The sequence below is a fragment of the Lujinxingia vulgaris genome, assembly GCF_007997015.1.
GTDB classification, from domain to species: domain Bacteria; phylum Myxococcota_A; class Bradymonadia; order Bradymonadales; family Bradymonadaceae; genus Lujinxingia; species Lujinxingia vulgaris.
Window position 1 is genome coordinate 538,919 of record NZ_VOSM01000001.1, and the last position, 25,928, is coordinate 564,846.

At 65.0% G+C, this 25,928-nt stretch carries 20 protein-coding genes; 12 read left to right on the forward strand and 8 right to left on the reverse strand.

What is annotated here, in order from left to right:
* Positions 1-122 precede the first annotated feature (122 nt).
* The 3 genes from FRC98_RS02170 to FRC98_RS02180 all read left to right on the forward strand — a co-directional run bounded on the left by FRC98_RS02170 (position 123) and on the right by FRC98_RS02180 (position 4,839).
* Entirely contained in the window at positions 123-1,841 is a 1,719-nt protein-coding gene (locus FRC98_RS02170; protein ID WP_146979659.1) for a serine/threonine protein kinase, read from the forward strand.
* 20 nt (positions 1,842-1,861) lie between these two features.
* The gene (locus tag FRC98_RS02175; RefSeq protein WP_146979660.1) at positions 1,862-3,385 is read left to right on the forward strand and encodes a serine/threonine-protein kinase; all 1,524 of its coding nucleotides are present in this window, start codon (positions 1,862-1,864) and stop codon (positions 3,383-3,385) included.
* Between the two features lie 188 nt (positions 3,386-3,573).
* Positions 3,574-4,839, forward strand: a complete 1,266-nt coding sequence (locus tag FRC98_RS02180) for a peptidylprolyl isomerase (RefSeq protein WP_146979661.1) — start codon at positions 3,574-3,576, stop codon at positions 4,837-4,839.
* Positions 4,840-4,981: 142 nt separating this feature from the next.
* On the opposite strand, the gene FRC98_RS02185 is transcribed toward FRC98_RS02180, so the two are convergent.
* A complete protein-coding gene (locus FRC98_RS02185) occupies positions 4,982-8,008 on the reverse strand; it encodes a fused MFS/spermidine synthase (RefSeq protein ID WP_146979662.1) in 3,027 nt (1,008 codons plus the stop codon).
* Between the two features lie 190 nt (positions 8,009-8,198).
* Between FRC98_RS02185 and FRC98_RS02190 the strand changes: the two genes are divergently transcribed.
* The 5 genes from FRC98_RS02190 to FRC98_RS02210 all read left to right on the forward strand — a co-directional run bounded on the left by FRC98_RS02190 (position 8,199) and on the right by FRC98_RS02210 (position 11,379).
* Positions 8,199-8,648, forward strand: a complete 450-nt coding sequence (locus tag FRC98_RS02190) for an RrF2 family transcriptional regulator (RefSeq protein ID WP_146979663.1) — start codon at positions 8,199-8,201, stop codon at positions 8,646-8,648.
* Entirely contained in the window at positions 8,638-9,540 is a 903-nt protein-coding gene (locus tag FRC98_RS02195; RefSeq protein WP_146979664.1) for a pyridoxal-phosphate dependent enzyme, read from the forward strand. The genes FRC98_RS02190 and FRC98_RS02195 overlap by 11 nt, the downstream gene beginning before the upstream one ends.
* Before the next feature lie 84 nt (positions 9,541-9,624).
* Positions 9,625-9,906: a ubiquitin-like small modifier protein 1 gene (locus FRC98_RS02200; protein WP_146979665.1), complete on the forward strand. Its 282-nt coding sequence runs from the start codon at positions 9,625-9,627 to the stop codon at positions 9,904-9,906.
* Entirely contained in the window at positions 9,903-10,847 is a 945-nt protein-coding gene (locus tag FRC98_RS02205) for a PLP-dependent cysteine synthase family protein (protein ID WP_146979666.1), read from the forward strand. The genes FRC98_RS02200 and FRC98_RS02205 overlap by 4 nt, the downstream gene beginning before the upstream one ends.
* Before the next feature lie 4 nt (positions 10,848-10,851).
* Positions 10,852-11,379 (forward strand): M67 family metallopeptidase, encoded by a 528-nt coding sequence (locus FRC98_RS02210; protein ID WP_146979667.1) that lies wholly within the window; start codon positions 10,852-10,854, stop codon positions 11,377-11,379.
* Here the strand turns inward: FRC98_RS02210 and FRC98_RS02215 are convergent.
* From FRC98_RS02215 to FRC98_RS02225, 3 genes are all read right to left on the reverse strand, one after another.
* Positions 11,351-13,588 (reverse strand): transglutaminase domain-containing protein, encoded by a 2,238-nt coding sequence (locus tag FRC98_RS02215; protein WP_230467184.1) that lies wholly within the window; start codon positions 13,586-13,588, stop codon positions 11,351-11,353. The genes FRC98_RS02210 and FRC98_RS02215 overlap by 29 nt on opposite strands.
* 78 nt (positions 13,589-13,666) lie before the next feature.
* On the reverse strand, positions 13,667-14,530 hold the full coding sequence (locus FRC98_RS02220) for an MBL fold metallo-hydrolase (RefSeq protein WP_146979669.1): 864 nt from the start codon (positions 14,528-14,530) through the stop codon (positions 13,667-13,669).
* Between the two features lie 47 nt (positions 14,531-14,577).
* Positions 14,578-16,140, reverse strand: a complete 1,563-nt coding sequence (locus FRC98_RS02225) for a M61 family metallopeptidase (protein ID WP_230467185.1) — start codon at positions 16,138-16,140, stop codon at positions 14,578-14,580.
* A gap of 250 nt (positions 16,141-16,390) precedes the next feature.
* Here FRC98_RS02225 and FRC98_RS02230 point away from each other — a divergent pair, with 250 nt between their 5' ends.
* Together FRC98_RS02230 and FRC98_RS02235 are read left to right on the forward strand one after the other, a co-directional pair.
* Positions 16,391-18,010: a DUF4388 domain-containing protein gene (locus tag FRC98_RS02230; protein ID WP_146979671.1), complete on the forward strand. Its 1,620-nt coding sequence runs from the start codon at positions 16,391-16,393 to the stop codon at positions 18,008-18,010.
* A 29-nt stretch (positions 18,011-18,039) separates the two neighbouring features.
* Positions 18,040-18,426: a hypothetical protein gene (locus tag FRC98_RS02235; protein ID WP_146979672.1), complete on the forward strand. Its 387-nt coding sequence runs from the start codon at positions 18,040-18,042 to the stop codon at positions 18,424-18,426.
* Between the two features lie 66 nt (positions 18,427-18,492).
* On the opposite strand, the gene FRC98_RS02240 is transcribed toward FRC98_RS02235, so the two are convergent.
* The 4 genes from FRC98_RS02240 to FRC98_RS21215 all read right to left on the reverse strand — a co-directional run bounded on the left by FRC98_RS02240 (position 18,493) and on the right by FRC98_RS21215 (position 22,976).
* Complete coding sequence (locus FRC98_RS02240; RefSeq protein ID WP_146979673.1) at positions 18,493-19,527, reverse strand: sensor histidine kinase; 1,035 nt, start codon at positions 19,525-19,527, stop codon at positions 18,493-18,495.
* A gap of 47 nt (positions 19,528-19,574) precedes the next feature.
* Positions 19,575-21,092, reverse strand: coding sequence for an OmpP1/FadL family transporter (locus tag FRC98_RS02245; protein ID WP_230467186.1), 1,518 nt, complete (start codon positions 21,090-21,092; stop codon positions 19,575-19,577).
* A gap of 23 nt (positions 21,093-21,115) precedes the next feature.
* Positions 21,116-22,675, reverse strand: a complete 1,560-nt coding sequence (locus FRC98_RS02250) for a class I SAM-dependent methyltransferase (RefSeq protein WP_146979675.1) — start codon at positions 22,673-22,675, stop codon at positions 21,116-21,118.
* A gap of 127 nt (positions 22,676-22,802) precedes the next feature.
* On the reverse strand, positions 22,803-22,976 hold the full coding sequence (locus FRC98_RS21215) for a hypothetical protein (protein ID WP_230467187.1): 174 nt from the start codon (positions 22,974-22,976) through the stop codon (positions 22,803-22,805).
* Between the two features lie 247 nt (positions 22,977-23,223).
* Between FRC98_RS21215 and asd the strand changes: the two genes are divergently transcribed.
* A complete protein-coding gene (asd, locus tag FRC98_RS02255; RefSeq protein ID WP_146979676.1) occupies positions 23,224-24,081 on the forward strand; it encodes an archaetidylserine decarboxylase in 858 nt (285 codons plus the stop codon).
* 167 nt (positions 24,082-24,248) lie between these two features.
* The gene (locus FRC98_RS02260) at positions 24,249-25,889 is read left to right on the forward strand and encodes a class I SAM-dependent methyltransferase (protein ID WP_146979677.1); all 1,641 of its coding nucleotides are present in this window, start codon (positions 24,249-24,251) and stop codon (positions 25,887-25,889) included.
* Positions 25,890-25,928 lie beyond the last annotated feature (39 nt).

Below are 25,928 nucleotides of genomic sequence, written 5' to 3' on the forward strand. Positions count from 1 at the left end.
GTTGTCTCCATGGCATCGAGGTCGCTCAGCGCAGCCGGCGATGGACCGCCGAGATCTCGGGTGTTAGATTCGTGCGCCCGCCCTCCTGCGGGGTAAAAGCTGTATTGAGCCAGAGAGTCTGCATGACCCACCCAGAAGCTGAGACCCGGGCGTTTTGCGAGCTTCGCGCCGGGGTGCTCTTTGAAGGAAAATACCGCATCGTGCGGCCGCTGGGGGAGGGAAGTTTCGCGACGGTAGTGCACGCGCGCCACGAGGTGATGGATCGCGATGTTGCGCTGAAGTTTCTGCGTCCGGAGGTCATGGCGGCCCATCCCGAGGTGGCCGAGCGCTTCATCAACGAGGTGCGCGTGGCCAGCCGCCTCAAAGATCCGCACACCGTGGCGATCTTCGACTTCGGGACCACTTCTGACGCCATCCCCTACATGGTGCTGGAGTACGTCGACGGGCGCACCCTCGATGAGGTCATTGAGGCGCGTGGAGCGCTGGGCAAGCGCCGCTCGATGGAGTGCTGCCTGCAGATCCTGGCGAGCCTGGAAGAGGCGCACGCCCACCACGTGATTCACCGCGACTTAAAGCCGGCCAACCTGATGGTGGGCCGCACCGCCCAGGGGGGCTGGACGATCAAAGTGCTGGACTTCGGGGTGGCCAAGCTGGTGGAGCGCGCCGAGGAGAAGATTCAGACGAGCTCCGGGCGACAGTCCACCCAGTTTATAGGCACCCCGCGCTACATGAGCCCCGAGCAGATCCTGGGGCAGAAAGTCAGCGCAGCCAGCGATCTTTATAGCCTGGGGCTGATCTTCTTTGAGATGTGCACCGGCCGCGCCTGCATCGCCGAGACGAGTGTGGCGAAGGTGGCGCGTTTTCACCTGGCCGAGGAGCCGCTACCCCTCGACGGCATCGAAGAGCTCCCCGAGGCGCTTCAGGCGATCATTCACCGCGCGACGGCTCGCCACCCCGAGGCGCGTTACGCCTCGGCGCGCGAGTTCCGTGAAGATCTGGAGGCGATCCTTCAGGGACGCGCCCGCCGCCGCACGTCCAACCCGACCATCCCGCAGACACCGAAGGCGAAGTCGGAGCAGTCCGACGGCTCCGCCGACGTTTTTTCCGGTAAGGGTTATGTGCCTCTTCCGGAAGATTCCGAGTCGGAGGCGAAAAGCAACTCTGCCGCCCAACGGACGCCGTCGGGAAATATGCGTCGCACTACCGGCATGCGCCGCACCACGGGTGTGCGCCGGGCCAGTGGTCCCATCAGCGCGCCGCCTCCGCAGCGCACCGTCTCGCAGTCGGGTAGCGCTTCGGTCAGCGATCTTGACCTCGATCTTCATTCGGTGGCGCGGCAGCAGCATCAACTCGCCACACGGCAGACGCCCACCGTCGATGAACTTCGTCAGAGTCAGGATCGCGCTGCCAGCCACGCGCACTGGCGTCTGACGCTGGTCAGCAGCGTGGGGCTTGTGCTTGTCGCCATGCTATCGTTTGCGCTGGTCTCGGCGGCGGCCTCGCCACTGGGGAGTGCAACGCGCGCGGTGGTCGGGGTGCTGCCTTTTCTTCTGGCCTTTCTGTGGGTAGCCTTCTCCAACACATTGCACTTCCCCGACGTGACCCGGCGCTGGCTTCTGCCCTGGCTCAAGCGCACGTCAGCGGCCAGCGCGGTGGGGCTTGTGGTGATTGGCCTTGTGTTTCCGACAGCTGCCGCGGCCGCTTTGCGCGAGGACGCGCTGTGGTTTCTTGGCGAGCAGGTTGGCGGGGCGCCGCTTCCCCTGCGCTTGACGATTCGCTCGCTGGCCGGCGCGCTGGCCGGACTCTATGAGCTGATGGCCGGCCTGCTTCCCTGGGCCTGAACTCCCGAGACGAGGATAGGATGAGCAGCCCGCATCGACGACTGCAACAACTTATCCGCCAGGGCGATCTTCTGGTGGGGCGCTATCGCATCGGCCGGCGTGTGGGGGCGGGGGCCTATGGCATGATCTTCAGCGCGGTCGACGAGATCACCACCGAGCGCGTGGCGATCAAGGCTATTCCCCCGGCCGACAGTCAGAGCTCGGAGACGGCCATCGGGCGTTTTCAGCGTGAGATGAAGGTCGTGCGTGCGCTGGTGCACGCCAACATCATCTCGCTCTATGACTTTGGGCGCACCGAGGACGGCCTGATCTTCATGGTGCTGGAGTACGTCGATGGGGAGACGCTCGATAAGGTTGCCCACGCCTCGCCATTATCGCTGGAGGTGGCCGCCGATGTGGTCCGCCAGATCGCGATGGCCCTGGAGGTCGCGCATAACGCCGGGGTGATTCACCGCGACTTAAAGCCGGCCAACGTGATGCTCACACCCACGCGTTACGGGGGCTACCGCGTCAAGGTGCTGGACTTTGGCATGGCCAAGGTGCTCTCGCGCCTCGAAGACGAGTCGATTGTCGATCTGACCCGCGAGGGCATCGCCGTGGGCACGCCGCGCTACATCGCCCCGGAGCAGGCGCGCGGGCTTCCGGTGGGCCCGGCCGCCGATATGTATGCGGTGGGGCTGCTTTTCTACGAGATGTTGGCTGGCGAGCAGGCGGTGCGCGCGTCGAGCGTCGAAGACGCGATCAGCGCGCATGTCTCCCGAAAACCTCTGGAGCTTGCGCGCTTAAGCTCAATTGACCCCCGAGCGCACGCGCTTCTCCGAGCGTTGCTGGAGAAAGATCCCGAGCGACGCCTCAACAGCGCCTCCGCCCTGCTGGGCGCGCTCGATCGCCTGGAGCGCGGCGAGGAGGCGGCCCCGAAGATCAACATCTCGGAGGTCAGAGATGGGGCGATCGGAGAGCAGGTTGATATCCTGGCCAGCGTTGACCCCGATGAGTTCAAGCGAAAGCGCGGCGCCGCAGAGGTCGTCGGCGGCCTCTTCGGACGTGGCGAGAAGCTGGAGCTGGATTACGACGCCTACCGCGACCACGCCCCTCGCGAGCGCGACCCGGTGGCCCGTCGTCGTCAGCTGCGTTTCGATCGTTTTTTAAGGTTGCCGCGTTCGGCGGCGGAGTGGGCTGAGGTCTGGCTGAGCGTGCTCCTCTTCCCGATGGCCTTTTTGATGATCGGCGCGCAGGCCAGTGAGCTCGATCATCTGCTGCGCCTGGGCGTCTCGGTGAGCCCCTTTGTGATCGCGCTGGTGTGGTCGCTGGCCTCGCCATCGAGCGACTGGTCGGGCTCGCTGGGGAGGCTGACCTGGCTGTTGAGCCTGGTCGGTGCGGGAGTCGCCCACGCGCTGGGGCCCGCTGATCTGGTCAATGATATGGCGCGAGATCCGGCCTGGTTTGCCCGCGGCATCGACCACCTGCTGGTGGTGCAGTGGGTGGGGGGCCTGGCGACGTGGTTTTCCAATCACTGGTCGGCGCTGGTGCAGAATCTGCTCTGAGCCTTCGCGTTGTCTTCACGGACTTCTCTTCTTCGGTGGGGGAATGCGTCGCTGCATCCTGCGGTTGAGGCCGGCGTACCCGTCAAGCCTTGCACAACCGCCGGCTTGACACTGCTCCGGCGTGGGTTGTAGGCCAAAGCGCGTTCTTTCGTGCCAACCCATGCACCTTTATTACCCCGGGAGATTTCATGCTCTTTGAGAAACGCCGACTGATCGGGCTCGCGCTCGTCGCTGCTCTGGGAGGCGGCGTCGTCGCCTGCGATTCCTCCAAATCCGAAGATGAAACGACGGCCAACGCCGAAGCCGAGCTCGCTGAAGACGAGAGCGCCGAAGGTGAAGCCAGCGCTGAGGCCGGCGCCGAAGCCGCGCCCTCGCCAGAAGATATCCCTCTGGAGGATCTGCCCTTCCACGCCACCGGCCCGGTTGCCAAGGTCAACGGCAAGGACGTCAGCGAAGAGACCTTCAACGAGATGGTCCGCCACCGCGCCGCGCGTCTTCCCGAGAAGGTGCCCGCGCAGATGCTGGAGATGCTCAAATCGCAGACCGTGGACCTCGCCATCGACCACTACCTGGTTGAGAGCACCCTCGATGAGGCCAGGGTCACCGCGACGGAGGAAGACGTCGAGAAGCTCTTTAGCGAGTTTCGTGAGCGCTTCCCCAACGACGCGATGTTCAAGGGCTACCTCCAGCAGATGGGCATCGAAGAAGGTGAGCTGCGCCAGAATATGGCGCGCGACGCCCGCCTTGAGAACTACCTGGCCGAAAAGTACGACCTGGAAGTCCCGGCCGACGAGATCGAGACCTACTACAACGAGCACACCGATCGTTTTACGCGTCCCGATGAGGTCCGTGCGCGCCACATCCTGATCAAGGTGGAGCGCGGCGCTGACGATGAGGCTGTGGCCACCGCCCGTGCCAAAGCCGAAGAGGTGCTCGCGCTGGCCAGGGCCGACGGTGCCGATTTTGAAGCGCTTGCCAAAGAGCACTCCGAAGGCCCCACCGCCCCGCGCGGTGGTGACCTGGGGTTCTTTGCCAAAGAGCGCATGGTGCCGGAGTTCTCCGAAGCCGCCTTCGCGATGAACGCCGGCGAGGTCTCGGAGCTTGTGCGCACGCAGTTTGGCTTCCACATCATTCAGGTCGTCGAGAAGCGTGAAGCCGCCACCGCGCCGCTGAGCGAAGTCTCCGAGGCCATCTCGGTGGAGCTTCGTCACCAGCGCCGCACCCAGCTCTTCCAGCGCATGCTGACCGAGCTGCGCGAGTCGGCTGAGATCGAGCGCATCGATGACAACATCACCGTCAACGAGAAGATGGCCGCCGCGCCCTCGGAGATGGCCCCGGGCATGCCGCAGATGAACCTGCCCGGTCAGGTCGCTCCGCAGCAGCAGGGGCAGAAGACGCTCCCCGGCCAGCAGGGAAGCCGCCAGCTCAAGCTCGATCCGAGCCTGCAGCCCTGATGACGTCGCCCGAAAGGGCGGTGTGATATGACGTTGAAAAAAGCCCCGGTGCCAGATGGCGCCGGGGCTTTTTTTCGGTGGGGTTGAGGCGCGTCAGACGCGCCCCAACTTCCCGGCGTCTGAGTCGTTTAAGCCATTCAGCTCAGGGCGTGGACTCCCCGGGCGTTGAAGCGGCCCGGGAGTCTGACTCCGAGGCCTCAGGGTCAGGCTGGCCAGCGGCCCTGGCGAGCGCCTGATAGGCGTCTCGGTAGCGCCGGCGTGTCTTGTACACCTGTCCGGCGAGCAGGGGGTAGAGCTCGGTGGAGGTGATGCGGGTGTCGTCGCGAAGATGATCGAGCTGGCGGCTCGCCCCCTTAAGATCGCCGGAGAGCATCAGGGCCAGCGCATGCACAAGCCCCCGGCGACCGCTGTATCCCTGGCGAGGTGCCTTCTCCTCGGCATAGAGCGCTTCGAGAACGGCATCGGCGCTCTCTTCATCCGAAGCGCGGCGTGCGAGTCTGGCGAGTGAGTCGGCGGGAGCGGCGAAGGTGCGCCGCGCCGCTGGCACAATCGCGCGGGTGTCGGCCTCAAGCACTTCGAGAAGTTCGTCGAGCTCGGCGTCGAGCCCGCGCGCCTGGCGAAGGTTCTTCTCCGCGAGAATCGCCTCCGTGAGCTCGGGCTTGCCCGCCACCCAGGCCGCCCGACCCAGCCGGGCGACTTGCCGCGCGGTCCAACGCCCTTCGTCCGGCCACCCTTCGAGGTAAGGGCGAATATCCCCGTAAATCTCGCCACTGAAGTAGTGCGTTGAGAAGAAGAGCTCGCCAATCGAATAGAAGATCAGATCGTGGGGGGCGTTGAACTCCAGAAGACCGTTGTCGTCGGTGTTGAGCTCGGCGCCGGCCGCAAACGCCTCCATCTCGGCCTGGTTCATAAACATCAGCCCGTAGAGCTCGGTGATGTCTTCGATGCCCACCCGCTCAAGCTCGTCACGCACCGACTCGATGGCCCAGGCCCGCTCAAAACCCTCGGGCGGAAAAACCAGCGGCCGGTCGCTGCCGATCAGGATCAGGTCGGTGCTTTTGGCTTTGGACGAGAAGGCGTGCACATGGGGGAAGGCCGCCAGAAAGGTCGCAAAGACGCGCCGCACATTATCCGGGTGAAGCTCATAGAGTTGCACCCACTGCCCGTAGACCCCGCCCGGGTTGAGCTTCTGACGCACCCGCTCAAAGTACTCCACCGTAAAGAGGGCGGAGACCCCGGCGATCCAGGGGTTGGAGGGCTCTGAGACGATCACATCGTAGGTGCGCGGGGTGTATTCGAGGTAGTTGCGCCCGTCGCTCTCAATGAGCACATGGCGCGGATCTTCGAGGGGGCGGTGGTTGACGTGATCAAAGAAGCGGGAGGCCTCCACCATCGTGGCTTCAATCTCAACGACCTCCAGGCGCTTGAGCGGCCACTGCAGGCTGGCGCCGGCGGTCACCCCGCTGCCAAAACCCACCATCGCGGCCTCTTCCTGCCCTATGGTGACATCCTCAAAGGCGCTGCGTGCCACAAAGGGCAGAAGCCCGACCAGGATCTGGGTGTCCATATCGGCCCCGTCGCTGGCCTCGGGCTTGCCGTTGGCTTTCAGCGCCACGCCGCCCCCGCGCCGCTCCACCGACGTCGTGGCGGTGAGGCCATCTTCGTAATAGAGGATCTCCGGGGTGCTCGTCTCAAAGCTCTTCGGGCTGTAGACCTCGCGGGCCAGGTGCACGCGAAACATCCCCGCGCTCAAACGCGCCCGATCGATGGGCGGCGCCACAAAAAAGAGCGTCAATCCCACGCCCAGCGCCATCGCCATCGCCAGTGCGCGCGGCCCGTGCCGATGCTGATGAAGTTCCATCGCCGCCAGCACTACCGCCGCGCCCAGGTTGATGAGGATCATCGCCGCGATGGCCTTCTGCATGCCCAGCCAGGGCATGATGATAAAGCCCGCGGCAAAACTCCCCAGGATCGACCCCGCCGTATTGAACGCATAGGCCGTCCCCACCTCCTCGCCGGTCTGTTCCACCCGCGCATTGACCGCACGCACCACCACCGGAAAGCTCATCCCCTGAAAGAGCGAGGGCAAAAACACCACCAGCGCCACCAGCCCGAGCTGGTACGCATAGATCTCACCGACGCTTGTGATCGTCTCGCGGGCGCGCTCGTAAAGAAACCCCGGGATGCGGTCGAGCACATAAAATCCCACCGTGGCGCTCGATGCCACCAGGGCCTGCAACATCGCAAAGACGAAGATCGGCCGGCGCACCCGGTCGATGACCCGCGCGATCAGCACGCTCCCGAGCGCGATGGCGATGAGAATGGCCGTGAGTACGAGTGTAAATGAATAGGTCGAGCTCCCCAGGGTGATGACGTAGGCGCGGGTCCAGAGCACCTGGTAGCTCATCGCCACCACGCCGCTGAGCCCGAAGAGGATCAGCGTCAGCCGCAGCGCCCAGGCCGGCAGCGCCGCTGCGGGAGCATCGGTGTCTGTGAGCGCAGCATCGGCCTCGGGAGCAGCATCGTCTTCCAGCAGCGCATCGGCGCTGACGCTCTGCTCGATCATCTTAAAGCTCGCCAGCACCGTCGCCCCGAGCGCCAGGTTGACCGCCACAAAGATCAGGTTGGTGGCCTGCAATCCGAAGTTCGGCAGCAGTACAAAGCCCGCCAGAAAACAGCCCAGGCAGGCCCCCAGCGTGTTGGCCCCGTAGAGCAGCCCGATGCTGCCGTGAAAGATGCGCCGGCGATCGGCCAGCCACTGGCTCACCAGCGGCAGCGTCGCCCCCATCAGCGTGGTCGGGATCACCAGCACCGCAAACACCGCCACAAATCGCAGCAGGCTGAAGAGGTAAAAGTCGCTCATAAAGCGCTCAAAGAGCGGCGCGTAGAGCGAGGGCAACACCCCCAGAAGAAGCGGGACGAGCAGGGCGTAAAGCCCGATGGAGCCCTCCAACACCCCGTAGAGCTTGAGCTGGTTACCCACCCGGCGAGCCAGGCGGCCGCCGAGCACGCTGCCAAGCGCAAGGCCGGCCATAAAGGCGGTGAGCAGCGTGCTGATCGCAAAACTCGTCGTGCCGAAGACCTGCTGGAGCATCCGCGCCCAGATCACCTCGAAGACCAGCGAGCTAAACCCCGAGAAGAGAAAGAAGATAAAGACCAGCCGATGCACCACCTGCTCCTTTGCGCGGCGTGGGCGCCGCGGGTGAAAGACACCGGGAGCTTAGCGGAAGTTGCTGACGGCGTTGAGGCGGGAAATAGCCCCAGCCCGTTGACGGTTGGAAAGGCGTAAGTTAGGGAAAGTTGAGTTTGTTGGTCGGAATTGTTCCGAATAAACCTGATGAAACCGGTCGAGAAAGTCGATGCGCCTTTCAAATCGCGCGATCTACGGGCTCCGAGCCATCTTTGATCTGGCCTACCACAGCGGTGGCGAGCCCACCCAGGTGCGCGAGATCGCCGAGCGCGCCCGGGTGCCGGTGCGCTTTCTCGAGCAGATCTTTCTCGATCTGAAACGCGCCGGTTTTGTGGAGAGCAAGCGCGGGCCGCGCGGCGGCTACCGCCTTGTCGCCGACCCGGCGGCGCTGACATTGGCCGGGGTCTTCGGCGCGCTCGAAGATCTGCCCGAGCTTCCCGACGTGCTCGTCGATGAGGTCGAAGAGAGCGCGGCGCAGGTCCCCGATGTGGTCTGTCAGGAGATTTTTTCGAAAATGATCGATCTGCTCAGCGAGGTCACCGTCGCCGACCTGATCGAGCGCGGCGAAGAGCTGGGGTTCTCCCGGCAGTGCTACGAGGGGTTCACCTATGTCATCTGATGCAGCCAACTCCGCGCCGAAGGCGCCCGTGGTCGAGCGTATGGACCAGCTCGTGGGCAACACCCCCCTGGTGCGCCTCAAACGCACCGGTGAGCAGGGCGGGGCGACGGTGTATGTGAAGATGGAGCAGTTCAACCCCAGCGGCAGCCTGCGCGATCGCTACGTGGCCGAGATCCTGGAGCGGGGCATCGCCTCGGGCAATGTGGTCGAGGGCGACACGGTGGCCGTGGCCGGTCTCGACGACTCGGCGGTGGCCGCCGCGCTCATCGGCGATGTGCTGGGGCTGAAGACCCGCGTGTTTGCGCCCAGGAACGCCAGCCGGCGTCTCTTTGATCTGGTGGTTCGCTACGGCGCGGCGATCGAGTGGACCTCCGAGGAGGGCGGACTCGCAGAAGCCATCGAGAAGGCCGCCGGCTGGGCGCGCCAGGCCTCCGATCGCCTCTACGTCGACAGTTACCGCCGAGAGGCGGTGCGCGACGCCTACGCCGCGATGGCCAGCGAGGTGCTCACCGCGCTGGACGGCGCGCCGCTCGGCGCCTTTATCACCTCGATCTCCACCGGCGGCACCTTCCGCCATGTGGCCCGGGAGCTGCGCGAGAGCTACCCCTCGGTGCGCATGGGCGGCGCGATTTTAGGAGATCTGGAACTTCCCGCCTTCAAAGAGCATCGATTCAATGAGCTCGCCCGCTTCTCCATGCGTGAGGCCTTTGCGCTTCGCGATGAGCTGGCAGCGGGCGAGGGCATCCTGCTCGGCCCCAAAGGCGCAGCGTGCGTGGGGCTGGCTCTGCAGCTGCAAAAAGAGCTGGGCCCCGACGATGTTATCGTCGCGCTGAACCCCGACAGCGGGCAGCGCTACCTGGGGTGGGAGCAGGAGTTCATCGACCCGAGCTAAACACGATCCTCCGGAGCAACGCTTCGGATGCCCCTTTGAGGGGTGTTGTAAGTGTCTGAAACCTAAAAAGAATCAGGAGAAATTATGAGCGTCAGTGTCCGCATCCCTACCCCCCTGCGTAAGTTCACCGAAGGTCAGGAAGTCGTCACCGTTGAGGGGAGCACCGTCGGTGAAGCGCTGGCCAACCTGGCCGAGGCGCACCCGGAGCTCAAAGCCAAGATCTTTGGAAATGACGGCAGCGTGCGCCGCTTCGTCAACATCTTCGCCAACGAAGAAGACATCCGCTTCCAGGACAAGCTGGAGACGACGCTCAACGACGGCGACTCCCTCTCGATCGTGCCCGCGATCGCCGGTGGTCTGCGATGAGCGTCAACCCTGCATGGACCGGACGTCTGCAGGCCACTCGCCCACCGCAGCGGCGAGAGTCGCTGGTGGATCAGGTGGGGAACACACCGCTGGTGCGCCTGAGTAAGGTCACCGAGGGGCTCCCTGAGGCGGTAGAAGTCTGGGTGAAGCTCGAGAGCATGAACCCGGGCGGCTCGGTTAAAGATCGCCCCGCGCGCCAGATTTTGCTCGATGCGTTTGCGCGCGGCGACCTCGGCCACGGCCAGATCCTCATCGACGCCACCAGTGGCAACACCGGCATCGCCTACGCGATGCTCGGCGCGGCCATGGGTGTGGAGGTGCATCTTGTGATGCCCGAAAACGTCTCCCCGCAGCGCAAGCATATCGTGGAGACCTTTGGCGCGAAGATCATCTACAGCGATCCAATGGAGGGCAGCGACGGGGCGATTCGCCTGGTGCGCAAGCTCGTGGCCGAGGACACCGAGGGCAAGTACTTCTACGCCAACCAGTACGGAAACCCCTCCAACCCGCGCGCCCACGAGCTGACCACCGCGCCTGAGATCTGGGCGCAGACCGCCGGGCGCGTTACCCACTTTGTGGCCTGCACCGGCACCTCCGGCACGGTCATGGGGACGGGGCGAGGGCTTAAGGGGTTCAGCGAGCAGATCCAGGTGATCGGCTGTCAGCCGGCGGATGCGTTTCACGGGCTGGAGGGGCTTAAGCATATGCCCAGCTCCATCAAACCCGGGATCTACGACGAGTCGAAGCTCGATCGGCTGATGTGGCTGGAGACCGAAGACGGCTGGGATATGGCCGAGCGCATGGCCGCCGAAGAAGGCATCGCCTGCGGGAACTCCGCCGGCGCCAGCGTGTTTGCGGCGTTGCAGGTGGCCCGCGAGCTTGAAGAAGGCGTGATCGTCACGGTGATCTGTGACCACGCCGACCGCTATTTTGGAGAATGATCCGATGAGCGCTTCATCGAAGACGATCGACGCCCGCTGGACCCCGGCGCTGCTCAATGAGCTGACGCGCTGGGTATCGCGCGCCTACCCCGAAGAAGGTTGCGGCCTGATCCTGCAAGGAGAGGGCGACGCCTGGCGTTTTCACGGCTGTGAGAACGTCGCCGATAAGTACCATCGCCTCGATCCGGAGCAGTATCCGCGCACCGCGCGTGACTTCTACATGATCGATCCGATGGAGTTTGTGCGCGCCGATGAGCGCGGCGAGGCGCTGGCGGTGATCGTACACAGCCACCCTGACGTGGGCGACTATTTCAGCGCGGAAGATATCGCCGCGGCGACCTTTCCGCGCGACAGCGATGATGAGCCGCTGGAGCCGATCTACCCCGACACCGACTACCTGGTGGTGTCGGTGCGAAAGGGGAAGGCCGACGGCGCCACGCTTTTTCGTTTCGATGAAGAGCGTGGCGAGTTTGCCAGCGTGAAGCGCTTTACCGAGCAGGAACTCACTGGCAGCGCGGCGCCGGTGGCGTAACCTCGCCATCGGAGGTCTGCCCCGCGTCGCCATAGCGAAGCGTAAGCTCGCCGCGGGCGACAGCGCGGGCGTAGACCGCGCCGCAGCGGGTGGTGGCCAGGCGCTCGACGCAGCTGCCACCGGCCAGCCCCAGCATGTCGGTCGATGCGCTGATGGGAACCTGGCCGCCCTGCGGGTCGTTGAGGCAGACGTCGAGCTCCGGCGATGCGATGGGCTGGCTCGTCGCGCAGAAGGCGCGGCTGAGCGCAAGCAGCTCACGGGTGGCCACACAGATCGAGGCGTTATCTGAGGAAGATGGGGTAAGGGAAGACGACGCTGCTCGAAGGCTGTGCGCGACGAGCTCTGCGTGAAGGTCGAGATGGCGTGTGGGTGAGAGCGCGTCTGCGTCGCGCTGCTCGACCTGGGCCAGGAGCGCGTCGGTGGGATGGGCGCGCATCCAGCCGCTCAAAGGATCGACCGACCACCAGCCGAAGCGCTCCACGCCGTCGACGTCCACATTCTGAAGTGGGGAGAGGATGACGTGGCCCTGGCGGCGAATGAGGTCGCCAAGCTGAGCGCGAATCGCGTCGCTGATGCGCAAGGTGTCGAGCTTCTCGATGGTGCGCGCATCCACGGTGGTGAAGGGGATACGTTGGTGGGTGGCGCGCCGGAAGATGCGCGCCACGGTGAGCATCCGGCGTCCGCCGTGTTGTTCGAGAAACTCGGCGGTGAGCGTGTCGAGAAGGTGGCCGTACAAGCCGCCGAAGGCGGCGGATGCCACCTCTGGTACCTCGCCAAGCGGCAGCGCATCGACGCGGTCGCCGGAGAGTTGAAGATCGACAAAGACCTCGTCGCCGCGCCGCAGAGACGCGGTGACGACCGCCCGAGGTTGGCTGAGCACCGGCCGCACTCCGAGTTGGTTCGCACTCTGTGAGATGCTGCGATCCAGGCGACGGATAAAGGCCGCGGGAAGCAGCGCGCTGAGCTCGTGCATCATCGCGTCGGTGGCGCGGATTTCGTCGGAACCCGTGTCGGGCGCATCACCGGTGCTCGCCAGATCATCGGCGTAACTCTGCAACGCCTCGAGCGCGTTGGTCGCCGAGGCCTTAGCGTGGCGGGCCAGCCAGGCATCCGAAGACCACCCGGGCATCAGCGTGATGCTGAAATGCTGCGCATCAAAGGCGAAGATGTCGAAGTCTGCCGCGCCCCGGTAGAGCGTCTGCGTCCAGCGTTGCTCACGTGCGCCACTCTTCAGTCGGAAGTTAAGCTCCAGCGATTCGAGCGCGTCGACCGGAATGGCCTGGCCGCGACTTGCCTGGTCGCCGACCATCAGCACCGGGATGCGACCGCGAGCCCGTGTGGCATCGGGCTCAAACCCCAGCGTCAGCGTGCGATAGGCATAGCGCGACAGAGGACCGGAGATGGTCAGGTGGCTGATGCGCTGGGTGTCGGTGAGGCGACCGACAAGCTCAACCTCCAACGTCGTGGCGAGCGCTTCGGGAAGTCGATCGTGATGAGCCTGCGCCCTCGCCGGCGTCATCCCCACAAGGGGCGCAGCGACGGGGTCGACGGCGATGAACTTCCCACGATGCTCAACTTCAACCCAGATATGATCGCGCAGGCGCGCAATGAGGGCGGCGTCCGGTCCTTCAGACGTCACCTCGGCGGGTTTGCCATCGCGCTCCACGCGTGCGCTGGTGTCCAGGCTCGCGAGTACCTCAATGATGTCGGCGTCGTGCAGCCGCCCGGTGGCAAGGCGCGTGGTGTGGCCGGCGCGGCGCAGAAGTTCGCGGGTTAATAAGGCCTGATCCACCGCGTTGCCCGACCCTGCGATCAAGGTCCCCTGAACGCCGCGAAGCGCGCCTGTGTAGGGCTCAAACGCGATCGTATCGCGCACCCATCGGTAGATATTGCCCGGGGAGTGAGGGCGCGGAATCTGGCGCAGCGCCTCATCGACGCTCAGCACTCGGGTGTCTTCGCCTTGCGAGTTCAAACGCCGGGCCTCGCCACGCAGCTCCGAGATGCGCGCCTTCAGCGTGTTCAACTCGGAGGCGGTGATCGATGGTCCCGCAACGTCCTGCGCGCTGGTGTTTTCCGTTGTTTCTGCCCCGTCTTGACCCGACCCCTGGGCGGAAAGCGGCGCAGCCCAGGCCAACATCATGACGAAGGTGACGGCCCGCAGCAGCACCGCGGCGCGGGTCGAATGGCTATGTCCGAAAATCTCGCGCATCGCTGGCCTCATCTGAAAACGTTCGCGTAATAAGTGCACGCTAACAGTGACGGCAAGCCCGCGCAAAGATTCAGGTGGTCAGGTGTGCGATAATGTCTCCACCGGGACCGGAATCACTCTCCCGCGCCCGTCGACATCAATACGCGCCATTGCCGTGGTGGGGTCGTGCTCAAAGATCAAAATCCAGTCGTCGCGACGGGCGTGATAGAGGATCTCGCGCTTCTCTTCGACCGTCTTAAGCGGTTGGAGATCGTAGCCCATCACATAGGGATCGCGCAGGTGAGACGCGGTCGGGATAAGGTCGGCGACGAAGGCATAGGTCTGGCCGGCCGCCTCGATCTTGACGACCTGCATTCCGAAGGTGTGACCGTGAACCGGCAGCACCTCCACGCCGTCGAAGAGCTCGGCGATGCCGTCGATGAGGTTAAGCGGTGGGGCGTCGGCGGCGTCGAAAAGATCGAAGTCGCCTTTTCGGTAGCTCCCGGCATCGCGCGCGCTGGGGCTATGGGCCCAGCTCCAGTTCTCGCGCTGCACCCAGTGGCGCGCGTTGGGGAAGGTGGGGCGAAGCGTGCCGTCGTCGGCCGGGGTGCGCAGGCCGCCGGCGTGATCAAAATGGAGGTGGGTGAGGATCACCTCGTCGACATCCTCCGGCCTCAGTGAGTGCTGGCTCAACGCCGCGCGAAGTCCGGCGTCCTGATTGCGGATGTTGTAAATCTCGCGCTCCTTATCGCTAAAGCCCACGCCCATACCGGTGTCGATAAGTGTGACGCGATCCGGGTCGATGATCAGCAGGCAGCGCGCGCTCATCTGGATGCGGTTGGCCTCATCGGGCGGGTTGGTCTTCGCCCAGAGCGGACGCGGGATAATGCCGAACATCGCGCCCCCATCCAGGCCAAAATGGCTCTCTTCCAGGGCGATGATCGTGCGGTCGGGGTGCGACATGCATCCTCCAGAGATCGGGTCAAAAAGGCAGTGGTATCAGGTCGAAGTCAGGGGTGTTCAGCGTCCCCTTCGGTAGCAAAGAGCCTGTCAAAGTCGTCCGTCTCACCATCGATGGGCAGCAGGCGGGCCGGTCCCCCGCCGCTGGGCGCGAGCCAGTGAAGGTTGAGCTCGGCGAAGAGGGCGCGCGGATCGATGGGGCTCTCATCGCGCACCAACGTCTCGAAAAGCTGGAGGGGCACCGGGCCAATTTCGGCGCAGAGCTCGCGAAAGGCGCCTTCCAGCAGATCGGTATCGTAGGCGCGGGCGGTATCACGCAGGTGAGGCTTAAGCAGCTGCACAAGCCAGGCCTCGAGTTGCACACGGCCCTGGCTGGCCTCACTCAGCGCGGCGTCCAGACTCAATGCGATGAGCACGCCGCGGTCGTAGGGAAAACGCGTCCGATCGAGATCGTTGGCGGGCGCTCCGCGCGCCAGTGGGTTCTGGCTGTAATGCCGGGCGGCCGCAGCCAGCTCACGCAGCACCGTTCGGCGATCCACAAGCCCTTCGCGGGCCAGCGCCTTGAGGGCAAGATAGTGGGTGAGCCCTTCTTTAAACCACCGCGTCTCGGCTTCAGCCGCCGGCGCCGGAACGAGCTCGTGACCGTTCCACATATGCAGCGCTTCGTGGGCCATTAAGAGCAGAAGTTCCGGTCCCATCTGCTGATGACGGGGCACCTGAACCACAAAACCACCGCGGCGTCCCATGCCCTGAAGTTCGCTGCCCTCGGCAGATGTGTCACTCGGGAGAATCGCGGCGACGACGTCGTCGTAGATCCCGTACCGGGCCATGAAACCTCGCACGATGCGCGCCGAAGGCCCGGTCAGGTCGTCGATATCAAAGCGCATCGCCGGCGACTGCACCACGGTCAGCGTGCCCGGGTGAAGTTCCACCTGGCGAGAGGGAAGATCTTCGCCGGCGAGCACGAAGGCGTCGCGCAGGGTACGGACATTTTCGGCCAGATAGCCGGTGACCTGGCGATCGCCACGCGCGCTGAGCGTCGTGGCGGTGTGCCGCGGCCAGGTGGCGCTGACGTTCCAGCCGCGCGGGGTGTGAACCTCCACGGGGATGTCGCGAACCTGGCGGGCGAGCCCCTCACTGGGCAGGACAAAGATGGTAGGGGCGTAGGCGAAGAGCTCGCTGGCAGTACGACGCGGATGAAAGCGGGAGTGGGGCTCACCGGCGCGCGGCGCTCGCACCCGGTAGGTCAGCTCCAGCCAGGCGGCCTCACCCGCTTGCACGTCAATTCGGCCGGCCTCACGCACCAGGTGCATCGGCAGCGCACCTGCCGGGCCGCGCGTCGACTCCACAACGATCCGCTCGTCGAAGTCGTCCTGTCCGGCCCAGGGACCGGGCAGAAAGAAGCTGGCCGCTGCCGGCGGCGCGTTGACGCGCAGGCGTACGCGCAACTCCTCGCCAGTCAGATCGAGCTGATACCAGAGCGCGCCGCGTTGCGCCGGTGCGGGCGCCGGCGTGGGCGCGTACGAGGTAGTGGAGCTGGACTCCGGCGCGCCGACCATCGCGTCGTCGCCCGGCGCCGGAGACGAGGTCTGCGGCGCGGCGCAGGCGCTCACTAGCGCGCTACAAAAGGCCACAATGAGCGTTGCTTTCCACCGCCAGGATTGGCCACCACAGCGCTCGACCCTCCCTTGCCGGGGGGGGGAAAGCGTGGTTATATAGGGCGCGTTTTGGGCCCCCTCGCCTGCTTCAACAAAACGCACCCGCGGCCAGAGCGCAGGCGGGTCCGAGGGGCGATGAGCGAGACGCTTGGCGGGTTGATTGAGCACGTGGCCTGCACCAGACTTAAGACCGTGACCGGAGCCGATGGCGAAGATGTACCATATATTGATCGTCGACGAAGAGGAACATCTGCTGTGGGCGCTGGAGCGCAACCTTTTTCCCCAGCGCCAGGACATCGCCGTCCACACCGCGCGCTCCGGGGAAGAGGGGCTGCGCATTCTGGACGACCAGCCCATCGACCTGCTCATCTCGGACATCAAGATGCCGGGGGCGGTCGACGGGTTTCAGCTGATCCTGCGTGCCAAGGAGATGGCCCCGGACGCCCGGGTGATGATCATCACCGCCTTTGGCACCCACCGCATCCAGAACTTCGCCGAGCGCATCGGCATCAGCCACTACATCGAAAAACCCTTTACGGTCGATGAGGTGCGCGACGCCATCCTGGAGATCCTCAACGAGAAAGAGGGCTTCCAGGGGGTGCTGAGCGATCTGGAGCTGACCGACATCATTCAGATGCTCTGTCTGGCCAAGCGCACCGCGCTCTTGCACCTGAAGCATCGCGACCACCGCGGCCGCATCGTCTTTGACGCCGGTGAAGTTACCCACGCGGAGTTCGATGGCGAGGTGGGACCGGAGGCGGTCTACCAGATGCTCGCGCTTCGACAGGGCGACATCTTTATGCAGTCCGACTTTGAGCCGGTGCCTCCCACCATCGATATGGGCTGGCAGGATCTTCTGCTCGAAGGGGTGCGCCGCACCGACGAGCAGCGCTTTGAGGAAGAGCAGCAGGCTGGTCCATCGATCGGCGGCGAAGTCGCCGGTGAGGTGGAGCCGGTGCTCGACCTTGATCTTGATGACGAAGACTTCGCGCCGAGCCGCTCGCTGACGCCGATGGGTGTGGGCGCGGCGACGATGTTCGCCTCAACTTTTGAGACCGAGCCCAGCCAGCCCGGTCTGGCCGAGAGCTCATCGAGCGCCGCGCTGCTCTTCTCGCAGGCGGAGCTCGACGAGATGGCCGCAGCCTCCGGCGGTGCTGTCGAGGAGGCCGCGCCCCTGGCCCAACCCCGGCCCGAGCCTGCCGCCGCGCTGAGCTCGCCGGGCATCGAAGAGCTCTCCGAGGTGGAGATGGGGCCGGCCGTCTCGCAGAGCGACTTCCCCGGGCGAAAGCGCCGCAAGACCTCGCCAGGGATGTCGGCGGTCAGCGCACAGGTCGTCGTCACTGAAGAGAGCGGGGAGTTTGAGCTCTTCGCCGCGCCTGCGCTCAACGGCCGCCACGCGGAGTCCAGCGCTGAACCGCAAGCTGTGTCCGGATCCGACACCGCGCCGGGCTCGCTCCTCGAGGAGTTTGTGCGGGAGTGTCCCGGGCTTCGCGCCACCGGTCTGGTGAACGCGCAGCAGGGGCAGGCCCTTGAGTTTCTGACCCTGCGCGGCGACACCGCCCTCGATGAGTCGGAGCTCTCGGTGCGCCTGGCCGAGGTCTTCCGTCGCGCGCACCGCTCGGTGCGTGCGCTCTACCCGGATGACGCTCTCGAAGAGATGCAGATGGCGATGGCCGGCGACTACGTGCTCATCCGTGCGCTCGAAGGCTCGCCATACGTGCATCTGGCCATTGTGGAACGCGAGGCCAGTCTGGGCATCGCCCTGGTGCTGATGCGTCAGCTGGGCCGCCGCCTTACCCGCTCCAACGTGCTCCCCGACGCCTGAGCGTCCCCTCCCGTTTCTGAGAGAACTGCATGTCGTCTACGCTTTACGAGCTGCTCACCGAGATCACCACCGAGCTCCCCGGCTGGCTGCACACCAGCGTGGTGGATCGCGAGACCGGGATGTCGCTTGCGTCGCTCTCGCAGGGCGATCCGCTGGAGGCGGCCGGCGCCGACGCCTTTCACAGCGATCTTTACCGCATGACCGCCGCGTTGCTCGAAGGCTTGCCCCTGGGCGATCAGGCCGACAGCATGGTCCTGAGCAGCCAGCGCGCCACCTTCGTCTCGGTGCCCATGGCCGATATGAATTACCTGTGGCTGGTGGTCACCGAGCGGCGCATGACGGTGGGCTTTACCCAGGCCTTGATGCGCAAGCATCAGGCGCGCATTGAAGAGAGCGTGCGCGCGCTCCTGCACTGAGAGAGACGGCCGGAGCCCTGAGCGACGCGCCAGAAAACGCGTCGGCAGCAGGGCGCCCGGGCGCGCTCAATACGAACGAAAAAGTTGGGAGGTCGTCGTCACCGGCAAGAGCAGGGTGACGCGGGTGCCTTTGCGCGGCTCGGTCTCAAAGCGCCACTGGCCGCCGGCGTCGCGCAGCGCGTCGCGCGCGTGCGCAAGCCCCATGCCCAGGTGGCCGGGACGCGTCGTGAAGAAGGGATCTTCGGCGCGCTTTCGCACCCGCTCGTTCATGCCCTCGCCATAATCCTGCACGACGATGTGAGCGAACCCCTCATCGAGCTCTTCGATGGTGATCTCGACCTTTTTGCCGGCGCGTGAGGCATCGATGGCGTTCTCGACCACCGGCAGCACGACCCGCTCAATCGAGGAGGCGGCGATCAGCGTGCCCATATCGACGTCGCGAACTTCGCAGCGCACCTCAACTTCGCGGCTTCCCCAGGTGCTGATGACCGCTTCGAGATCGGCCAGGCGCACCGGCTGATCCTTATAGTCGGTGTGCGCCTGCACATCCGGGATGCCCGTGATCACGCGGTTAAGCGCCGATTTGAGCTCATCGACCGCCGCCAGCATACGCGGAGCCGATTGTTCGACCAGCTGCGGAGCGTCGCGCAGGGTCTCGGCCAGAAGCTGCACGGTGGCAAGGCGATTTTTAAAATGCGCCGAGAGCGAGTTCTGAACGTCTTTTAAAATCTCGCGACGCAGCCGCCGGTAGTCCCAGTCGTGGGTCTGGGTGATGGCCGTCTCATCGACGATGTAGAACGCCACACTGCCGGGCATGTACGCGTCGACCTGCCAGTAGCGAAAGCTGCGGCGAGTACCGAAGAGCCCCTCCACTTTGACGTGGGTTTCGGTGGCGCCGTAGGGGTGACGGAAGATGCGCGTCACCGACAGAAAGGGCGCCCGCGTCGGGTCAAAGAGATGATAGATCGAGGGAGCGTCGCGATGCTCCAGGTAGAGCGCCTGCTTGAAAAAATCGGGCGCTTCTAAGATCGCGCCGTCGTCGGCCAGCACAAGGCGGCCGCCGGGGCGTGCGGGGGCGGGGGTGTGGGGATCTTGGCTCATGCGGGTGGGGTCCGTCGGAGGCTTCGGGAAGGTGCAAAACGTCGCAACTAGTAGCGCCAGGTCAAGCCGGCACTCAGCAGTTGAAAGGAGGCCGTCCAGCTGCCTTCGTTCTGCGGGTTACCGGGCGGGGTGCCGGCCTGCTCGCAGCTGGGGTGATCAAACTCAGGCCCGGCGCACTGGCTCATGGGGATGGGGTTGTAGATCTCGCCATGGCTGACCTGCCGATCTGGCGAGAAGATGTGCATATAACCCACCTCCAACTCCAGGTTCGCCGGAAGGTGCACGGTGGCGCCGGCGCTCAACCCGTAGCGCTCCCAGCTCACAAAGTCCACGCTGGTGTGGGCGTTGCGTTGGGCGGGCGTCTCCATCATCGCGCCGCCGTGGGCGGTGAGAAAGCGGTTGATCCCGTAGCTCGCGCCGGCGCGCAGGCTGTAGGCATCCTGATAATTCTTTACCTGGTAGATCGGGTAGATCGGGATGCGCGGCGGGTTGCCGTTCTCGTCGGGGGGCACGTCGGCAAGCTCAATGTCGCCGGCGATCTCGATCTCAAAAAACTCCACCAGCGACCAGTTCTCCCAGACCGCGTTTACTTCCAGATCGAAGCGGGCCTGCTCGGCGTTGGCCGGGTGCTCGCCAAGCTCCACCCCCCAGCCCAGGCGCAGCGAGCCGGCCTGCCAGGTGGAAAAGGTCATCGCGTCATCGGTGAGGTAAGCGCCGGTGGAGGTCAGAAAGTCGGGGAGCTCTACCGTCGCCTTTCCTTTGGTCTCCCAGTGGATCGGCGGTCGGTAGGACGCCGCCAACCTCATCGGGCCGTCCTGGTAGGCCAGGCCCACAATGGCGCTGGGCCGCCAGGCTTTAAGATCTTCGGCGCGGAAGTAGGCCTCCGCACGGGGATCTTCGGACCAGGGCGGGGAGACGTTCGGGTCGCTCTCCACCGCGATGCTGAAACTTGTGTCCTGGTAGGCGGCGATCGCGGTCAGACCAATCGCCAGCGATCGCTCCGGTCCAAGATCAAACTCATAGCCTGCGCCCAGGCTGAAGTAAGCCAGAAAGAGGTCTTCGCTGACCAGCATCCCCCGCGCCGGGCTCTCCGGATCGAAGGTGCATTCACCATCGACCATCGCCCCGTAGCAGGGGCGGCCGTAGGCGCTCGGACCGAACGCGCCAAGCGCCAGCGCAAAGTTCTCCGGTCCCACATCGAAGCTGGCCGTTAAAAAGGGCGCCGGGAACCACTCGCCCTCGTTTTGCACCGGTCCGAAGGTCTTGGTGCGCGTCTCGTTGCGCCCGCGCAACACCAGATCGTCGCGCTGAAAGCCCAGGTTGAGGTTGAGCAGGTTGGCGTTGAGCAAGACCTGATTCCCCTGAGCCCGCGGGAGCAGGGCCGGGTTAAAGTAGAGGGCGGACGGGTCCGATTTGTTCACTGCGCCGGTGCCCCCACGGGCCAGCGAGCGGGTGGTGTTCTCGCCCACCTCAAAACCCGCGGCCTTCACCTCGGGCGCAAGCGTGCATGTCGCGGCGATCACCAGCAGCGACGCCACAACACGCCGCACATCATCAACAGCCATCATAGCTCCCAGCGCGTTACAATTCAGTGCGAAGTCTCGGGCTCGGCGCTCTCCGACTCCGAGGCTTCTGCCTCGGACTCCTCTGCGTCGGCCTCCGAGGAGACCTCTTCCAGGCTGTACTCGCCACTCTCACTGGCGTCGTCATCGGGATCGCAGGCGGCGACATCGCCGTCGGAGGCGCGCTCGCCAGAGGGCTCCGAGCCATCCTGGTGATCTTCGGCTTTCACATAGGAGAGGGGCTTGGTGAAGATGCCGGTGGTCTCCCCATCGAAGGAACGATCCTGCTCGTCGTGCGGCAGCTCGTAGACGCCCGTGGGCTGATCGTCGGTCTCCGTGTAGGCGTGATGTTGCCAGCGGTGCACCGTGTCCACCAGATGCTCGATGTAGCGATCCCGCTCGTGAAGTTCCTGGCGGGTGCGCACAAAGAGGTCCTCCATATCGGCGCGCACCTGCTGGTAGAGGTAGGTCATCTGCTCGAGCTGCTCGCGGATCTGGTCGAGCCCGCGCTGATGATCGGCCTGGGCCTGTGCGGAGCGCTGACCGTAGTCGTAGGGCTGCGGCGGCTCGACGTTGGCGCGTCGGCTGCGCTTCTCCAGCGCCCAGTGGTTGAGCGCGCGAAACTCCGAGGTGGTCTCACGTTCGGAGAAGCCTCCGCCGGACTCGACCACATCGCCAAAAGACGGGTCGCGCTGGGAGGGGTGCTGGCGGATCTGCAGGTCGGAGATGAGGTTGTGCAGCCGGTCGACCAGCCCGGCATAAGGCATGCGAATCTCGCGCAGGGTAGGGGGGGGCATGTGCGCGTCGCCGCAGAAGAGCAGCTCCACGTTGGAGGCGTCGCCCTCATGCTCCCAGAGCTGCTCGTCGATGCCCAGCCAGCGCCCGGGGCGCTGGTCGGTGTTCTCGGCGCTGTCCTCGCGCGGGGCATCGCCCACCCACAGGCCGCTCTCATCGGGCTCTCCCGACGCTTTGCGCATGGTGTACGGGCGCGCGGCGCTTCCCTCGCGCTCGCAGTTGAAGTCAAAAACGTAGCTGTAGCGCGGCTGCTGTAACACCGAGACGACCGTCTCAAAGCTCTGGCGCAGGTTGCCGATCTGGGGCACACGATCTTCGGAGCGGTTAAGCTCCACGCTCTCCGCGTTGTCGGTGTAGCCATAGCGCGGGAGCAGGCTCTCCACTCCCTGGATGTTGCGTCGCTCCACAGCGCAGACGTACTCGCCGCCGGGCTTGAGCACCCGCTTGATCTCGGCCAGCAGGTTGAGATCGGTCACCGGCGAGGTCGGGTCGAGGCAGAGCACCATATCGAAGGTCTGGTCGGGAAAGCCCAGCTCCTCCCAGAACATCACATGAAAATCCAGCCCCTGTTTGGCGTGTTTAATACGCGCCAACTCCAGCACCGCCGGGCGGTGATCGATGGCGTCGACGTGCTCCGCTCCCAGCTCCAGCAGCAGCGATGATCCGATGCCGGTGCCGCAGCCAATATCCAGGACACGCTTGCCTTCAAGGCGATCGGAGAGCAGCGCATAGCGCGGAAGCAGGCTGTGCCACTCCCCTTCCAGAGTGTGAATCCCAAAATAACGCGTCATAAGAGCTGCCCGCCGGGTGGGTTAACATGACTGCCAGTACTGCGCCGGGAGTATAGAGGAGGAGATTCTGCAGGCGCAACATCAAGGGCGAGTCATCATCCGGGGATCGGCAGCGTCAGATCGCAGCCTAGAAACGAAGCCCCCACTCGGCGCGGTAGCGTAGCCAGCGGTAGGTCAACCACGCGGTCACCGGCACGCCGGCAACCAGCACCGTTGAGGAGAGCATTGCGGCAAGCGCGACGGTTGCCGTCGCCGAGCCCAGCGCCAGATATCCTTTGGAGCGGGCGTTCTGTTTGGTCATCTCCGTGCGTCTCATTGCAATATCCGGGGTCATGGGGGGGGGGAACAAGGTGTCGCTGCGCGTCGAAGGGCCGCTGATGATGTAGGGGCACTATCCTTCAAGAACAACCATAAACACAGGAGCCCCGCGGTGGATTCCGCCGCCGAAGATTGACGCGCCCACGGCCATCGGGCATCTCTGGGCGGCGCTGGCGCCGCGGTGGCGACGGCAACCAGAAGAATCGACAAGCGGGCTGAGGAGTTGCGTAATGGTGATGGAAAAAGCGGCGGTGAAGGTCCTGGAGAGGTTGCCCAAAAACCTGGTCAGTCGGGCCTTTGGGGTCGTCAGCGAGGTGGAGTTGCCCCGACCCATTCAGAAGGTGGTGAACAGCTCCTTTGCCGAGCTGGCCGGCATCAATGTGGATGAGGGCGAACGCAACCCGCGCGAGTACGACAGCCTCAACGCCTATTTTACCCGCCGGCTGCGCAGCGGCGCGCGCCATATCGAGAGCCAGCAGGCCGACACCCTGGTGAGCCCGGTCGATGGAAAGGTCGGGGCCTTCGGCAACATCAACGCCGGCACCCTCCTGCAGGCCAAAGGACGTACGTACCGACTGCTCGACCTGGTCGACAGCGCCGAGGAGGCCGCCCGCTTCGACGGGGGCGCCTTCATCACGATCTACCTCTCGCCGCGGGATTATCACCGCATCCACGCGCCAGTAGCGGGGCAGGTCGACGCGGTCAGCTACATCCCGGGCTACCTCTTTCCGGTGAATCCTTTTGCGGTTCGCAACATCGATGAGCTCTTCGCGGTCAACGAGCGCCTGATCAGCTACCTCGCCACTGAGAAGCTGGGGCGAGTGGGCGTGGTGAAGGTGGGCGCGACCTGCGTGGGCCGCATCGGGCTTGCGTTTGACGGCTTTGAGACCAACGGCACCTTCCGCCGTCGGGAAGACTTCTCGCCGCGCGAGGATCTTCACGTGGATCACGGCGATGAGCTCGGCGTCTTTAACCTGGGCTCCACCGTTATTCTGCTCATCAGTGAGCCGACCTTCCGCTTCCGCGAAGATCTGCGATTTGGGGATGTCGTCCGCCTCGGCGAGCGTCTCGGCGCGATCGAAGGCTGAGAGCTCGGGAGGACTTCGCCCGACGAGGTAGGCACTTGTGGGCCCGCACCCCCTGCGCTACACTCGTCGGGCGTTCACACCCGCTGAAAACCTACGCGCGTGGCCTGCGCGACGCGGCCGCACGAGCGCCCCGAGGAGGCTGGCTTCTGACCAGCGTGGTGAGGCTGATGTTTGCGCCCGACCGGGGCTGCGAGGAGTTTGAATTCGTGCCAAATTCTGCCGATAAGTCCCCCGAGATCGGGCCGCACCTCGACGAGGAGAGCGACGTGATTGAGCTGACCGAAGAGGTCAGCAAGAACCGCGTCGCACCTTCAGAACTCGATGGTCTAAGCCTGGAGATGCCGGCCTTTCGCGTGCCCGAGAGCGTCCTCGATGAGGAACTCGATGGGGAGACCAATCGCCTCGACGCGCAGAGCCTGGAGGACGCGGGCTACGATCGCCAGGAGATGGTCAAAACGATCTCGATGAAGCCTGTGCGCCGCGAAGATCTCGAGGCCATGGCGCCAAGCCGAGCGCCGGAGCTCGATGAGCCCCTGAGCGATGCGCGTTTTGCCCCTGATATCGTGACCGCGCCCCCGCGCGTTCTGATCAAGCGCTGGAATGAAGGACTTCCGCTCGCTGCGCTGAAACTGGTCTCGGCGCCTCCGCCCGGATCTCCACCTCCGGTGGTGGCTGCTGCTCTGGCGGCCGGCTCCGAGGCGCCGCCGGCGCCCGTTGAGCCGGCGCTTGATGAAGACAGCGACGTGCTGGAGCTCGACGAGATCGAGACGATTCAGGAGCCTCCGGCGCGTCCGCCCGCCGGCGCTCCGACCGCAGCCCCTCCCACGCCCGAGCTGCCGGCAACCCCCGACCCCGAGCAGCGCCAGGCCCCGGACGTCTCCGCTGCCGAACCTGAGCCCACGCCGGCCGAGCCTGCTTCTGCTGAAAGCGCCGCTTCCTCCGAGCCCGCCGCCGGCGACTCCGAGATGCAGGGCCTGGTCAAAGAGCTGCTCGAAGAGAAGAAGGCCAAAGCGCAGGGGCCCCGCACCAAACGACTTCGCCCGCGCGATGTGTGGTTTCAGGAGGTCTTCAGCGAGGAGTACCTGCGCACGATCCCGGCCTCCATCGGTGAGCGCACCGAGCAGGAGGTGGAGTTCATCCGCAAGAGCCTCAAGCTCAAGCGTGGCTCGCGCATCCTTGACCTGGCCTGCGGCTTTGGCCGCCACGCCATCGGGCTTGCCGAGCAGGGCTACGAGATGGTCGGTGTCGATCTCTCGATGCCTCTTCTGCAGAAGGCGCTCGCTGACGCACGTCAGCGCTCGACCAACGTGAAGTTCATTCACGGCGATATGCGCGAGCTCAACTTCAACGAGGTCTTCGACGGCTGCTACGTCTGGGATACCTCGGTGGGCTACTTCGACGATCGCACCAACCTGCGGGTTTTTCAGGGGATTCAGCGCGCGCTCAAGCCGGGCGGCCGCATCCTGGTCGACGTCATCAACCGCGACTACGTCGTGCGCGAGACCCCCACGCGCCTGTGGTGGGAGGGCGAGGGCTGCATCTTCTTGGAGGAGAGCGAGTTCGACTTTCAGACGAGCACGCTGCACGCCAAGCGCTCCTTCATCTACGAAGACAACTCCCCGCCGCTGGAGCAGAACAGCTACATCCGCCTCTACAACGTCCATGAGCTGCGCCAGATGCTGCACGTGGCCGGCTTCAACGTGCTGGAGATCAGCGGTGAGCGTTTCACGCGCGGCTACTTCCTGGGGGCGTCGAGCCGCCGGGTGATCGTGCTGGCCGAGAAGCGCGCGCGCAAAGATACCGTCTGAATAAACGCGCGCCTCGATGGCCCTGGCACCGGAAGGTCG

What these genes read in the sequence shown, in the direction of transcription:
- FRC98_RS02240 (WP_146979673.1), bottom strand. Translation starts at nt 19,527, where the DNA reads ATGAGCCAAGATCCCCACACCCCCGCCCCCGCACGCCCCGGCGGCCGC.
- FRC98_RS02190 (WP_146979663.1), top strand. Translation starts at nt 8,199, where the DNA reads ATGCGCCTTTCAAATCGCGCGATCTACGGGCTCCGAGCCATCTTTGAT.
- FRC98_RS02245 (WP_230467186.1), bottom strand. Translation starts at nt 21,092, where the DNA reads ATGGCTGTTGATGATGTGCGGCGTGTTGTGGCGTCGCTGCTGGTGATC.
- FRC98_RS02260 (WP_146979677.1), top strand. Translation starts at nt 24,249, where the DNA reads ATGTTTGCGCCCGACCGGGGCTGCGAGGAGTTTGAATTCGTGCCAAAT.
- FRC98_RS02250 (WP_146979675.1), bottom strand. Translation starts at nt 22,675, where the DNA reads ATGACGCGTTATTTTGGGATTCACACTCTGGAAGGGGAGTGGCACAGC.
- FRC98_RS02180 (WP_146979661.1), top strand. Translation starts at nt 3,574, where the DNA reads ATGCTCTTTGAGAAACGCCGACTGATCGGGCTCGCGCTCGTCGCTGCT.
- FRC98_RS21215 (WP_230467187.1), bottom strand. Translation starts at nt 22,976, where the DNA reads ATGACCAAACAGAACGCCCGCTCCAAAGGATATCTGGCGCTGGGCTCG.
- FRC98_RS02210 (WP_146979667.1), top strand. Translation starts at nt 10,852, where the DNA reads ATGAGCGCTTCATCGAAGACGATCGACGCCCGCTGGACCCCGGCGCTG.
- FRC98_RS02215 (WP_230467184.1), bottom strand. Translation starts at nt 13,588, where the DNA reads ATGCGCGAGATTTTCGGACATAGCCATTCGACCCGCGCCGCGGTGCTG.
- asd (WP_146979676.1), top strand. Translation starts at nt 23,224, where the DNA reads ATGGTGATGGAAAAAGCGGCGGTGAAGGTCCTGGAGAGGTTGCCCAAA.
- FRC98_RS02230 (WP_146979671.1), top strand. Translation starts at nt 16,391, where the DNA reads ATGGCGAAGATGTACCATATATTGATCGTCGACGAAGAGGAACATCTG.
- FRC98_RS02170 (WP_146979659.1), top strand. Translation starts at nt 123, where the DNA reads ATGACCCACCCAGAAGCTGAGACCCGGGCGTTTTGCGAGCTTCGCGCC.
- FRC98_RS02195 (WP_146979664.1), top strand. Translation starts at nt 8,638, where the DNA reads ATGTCATCTGATGCAGCCAACTCCGCGCCGAAGGCGCCCGTGGTCGAG.
- FRC98_RS02235 (WP_146979672.1), top strand. Translation starts at nt 18,040, where the DNA reads ATGTCGTCTACGCTTTACGAGCTGCTCACCGAGATCACCACCGAGCTC.
- FRC98_RS02200 (WP_146979665.1), top strand. Translation starts at nt 9,625, where the DNA reads ATGAGCGTCAGTGTCCGCATCCCTACCCCCCTGCGTAAGTTCACCGAA.
- FRC98_RS02175 (WP_146979660.1), top strand. Translation starts at nt 1,862, where the DNA reads ATGAGCAGCCCGCATCGACGACTGCAACAACTTATCCGCCAGGGCGAT.
- FRC98_RS02220 (WP_146979669.1), bottom strand. Translation starts at nt 14,530, where the DNA reads ATGTCGCACCCCGACCGCACGATCATCGCCCTGGAAGAGAGCCATTTT.
- FRC98_RS02205 (WP_146979666.1), top strand. Translation starts at nt 9,903, where the DNA reads ATGAGCGTCAACCCTGCATGGACCGGACGTCTGCAGGCCACTCGCCCA.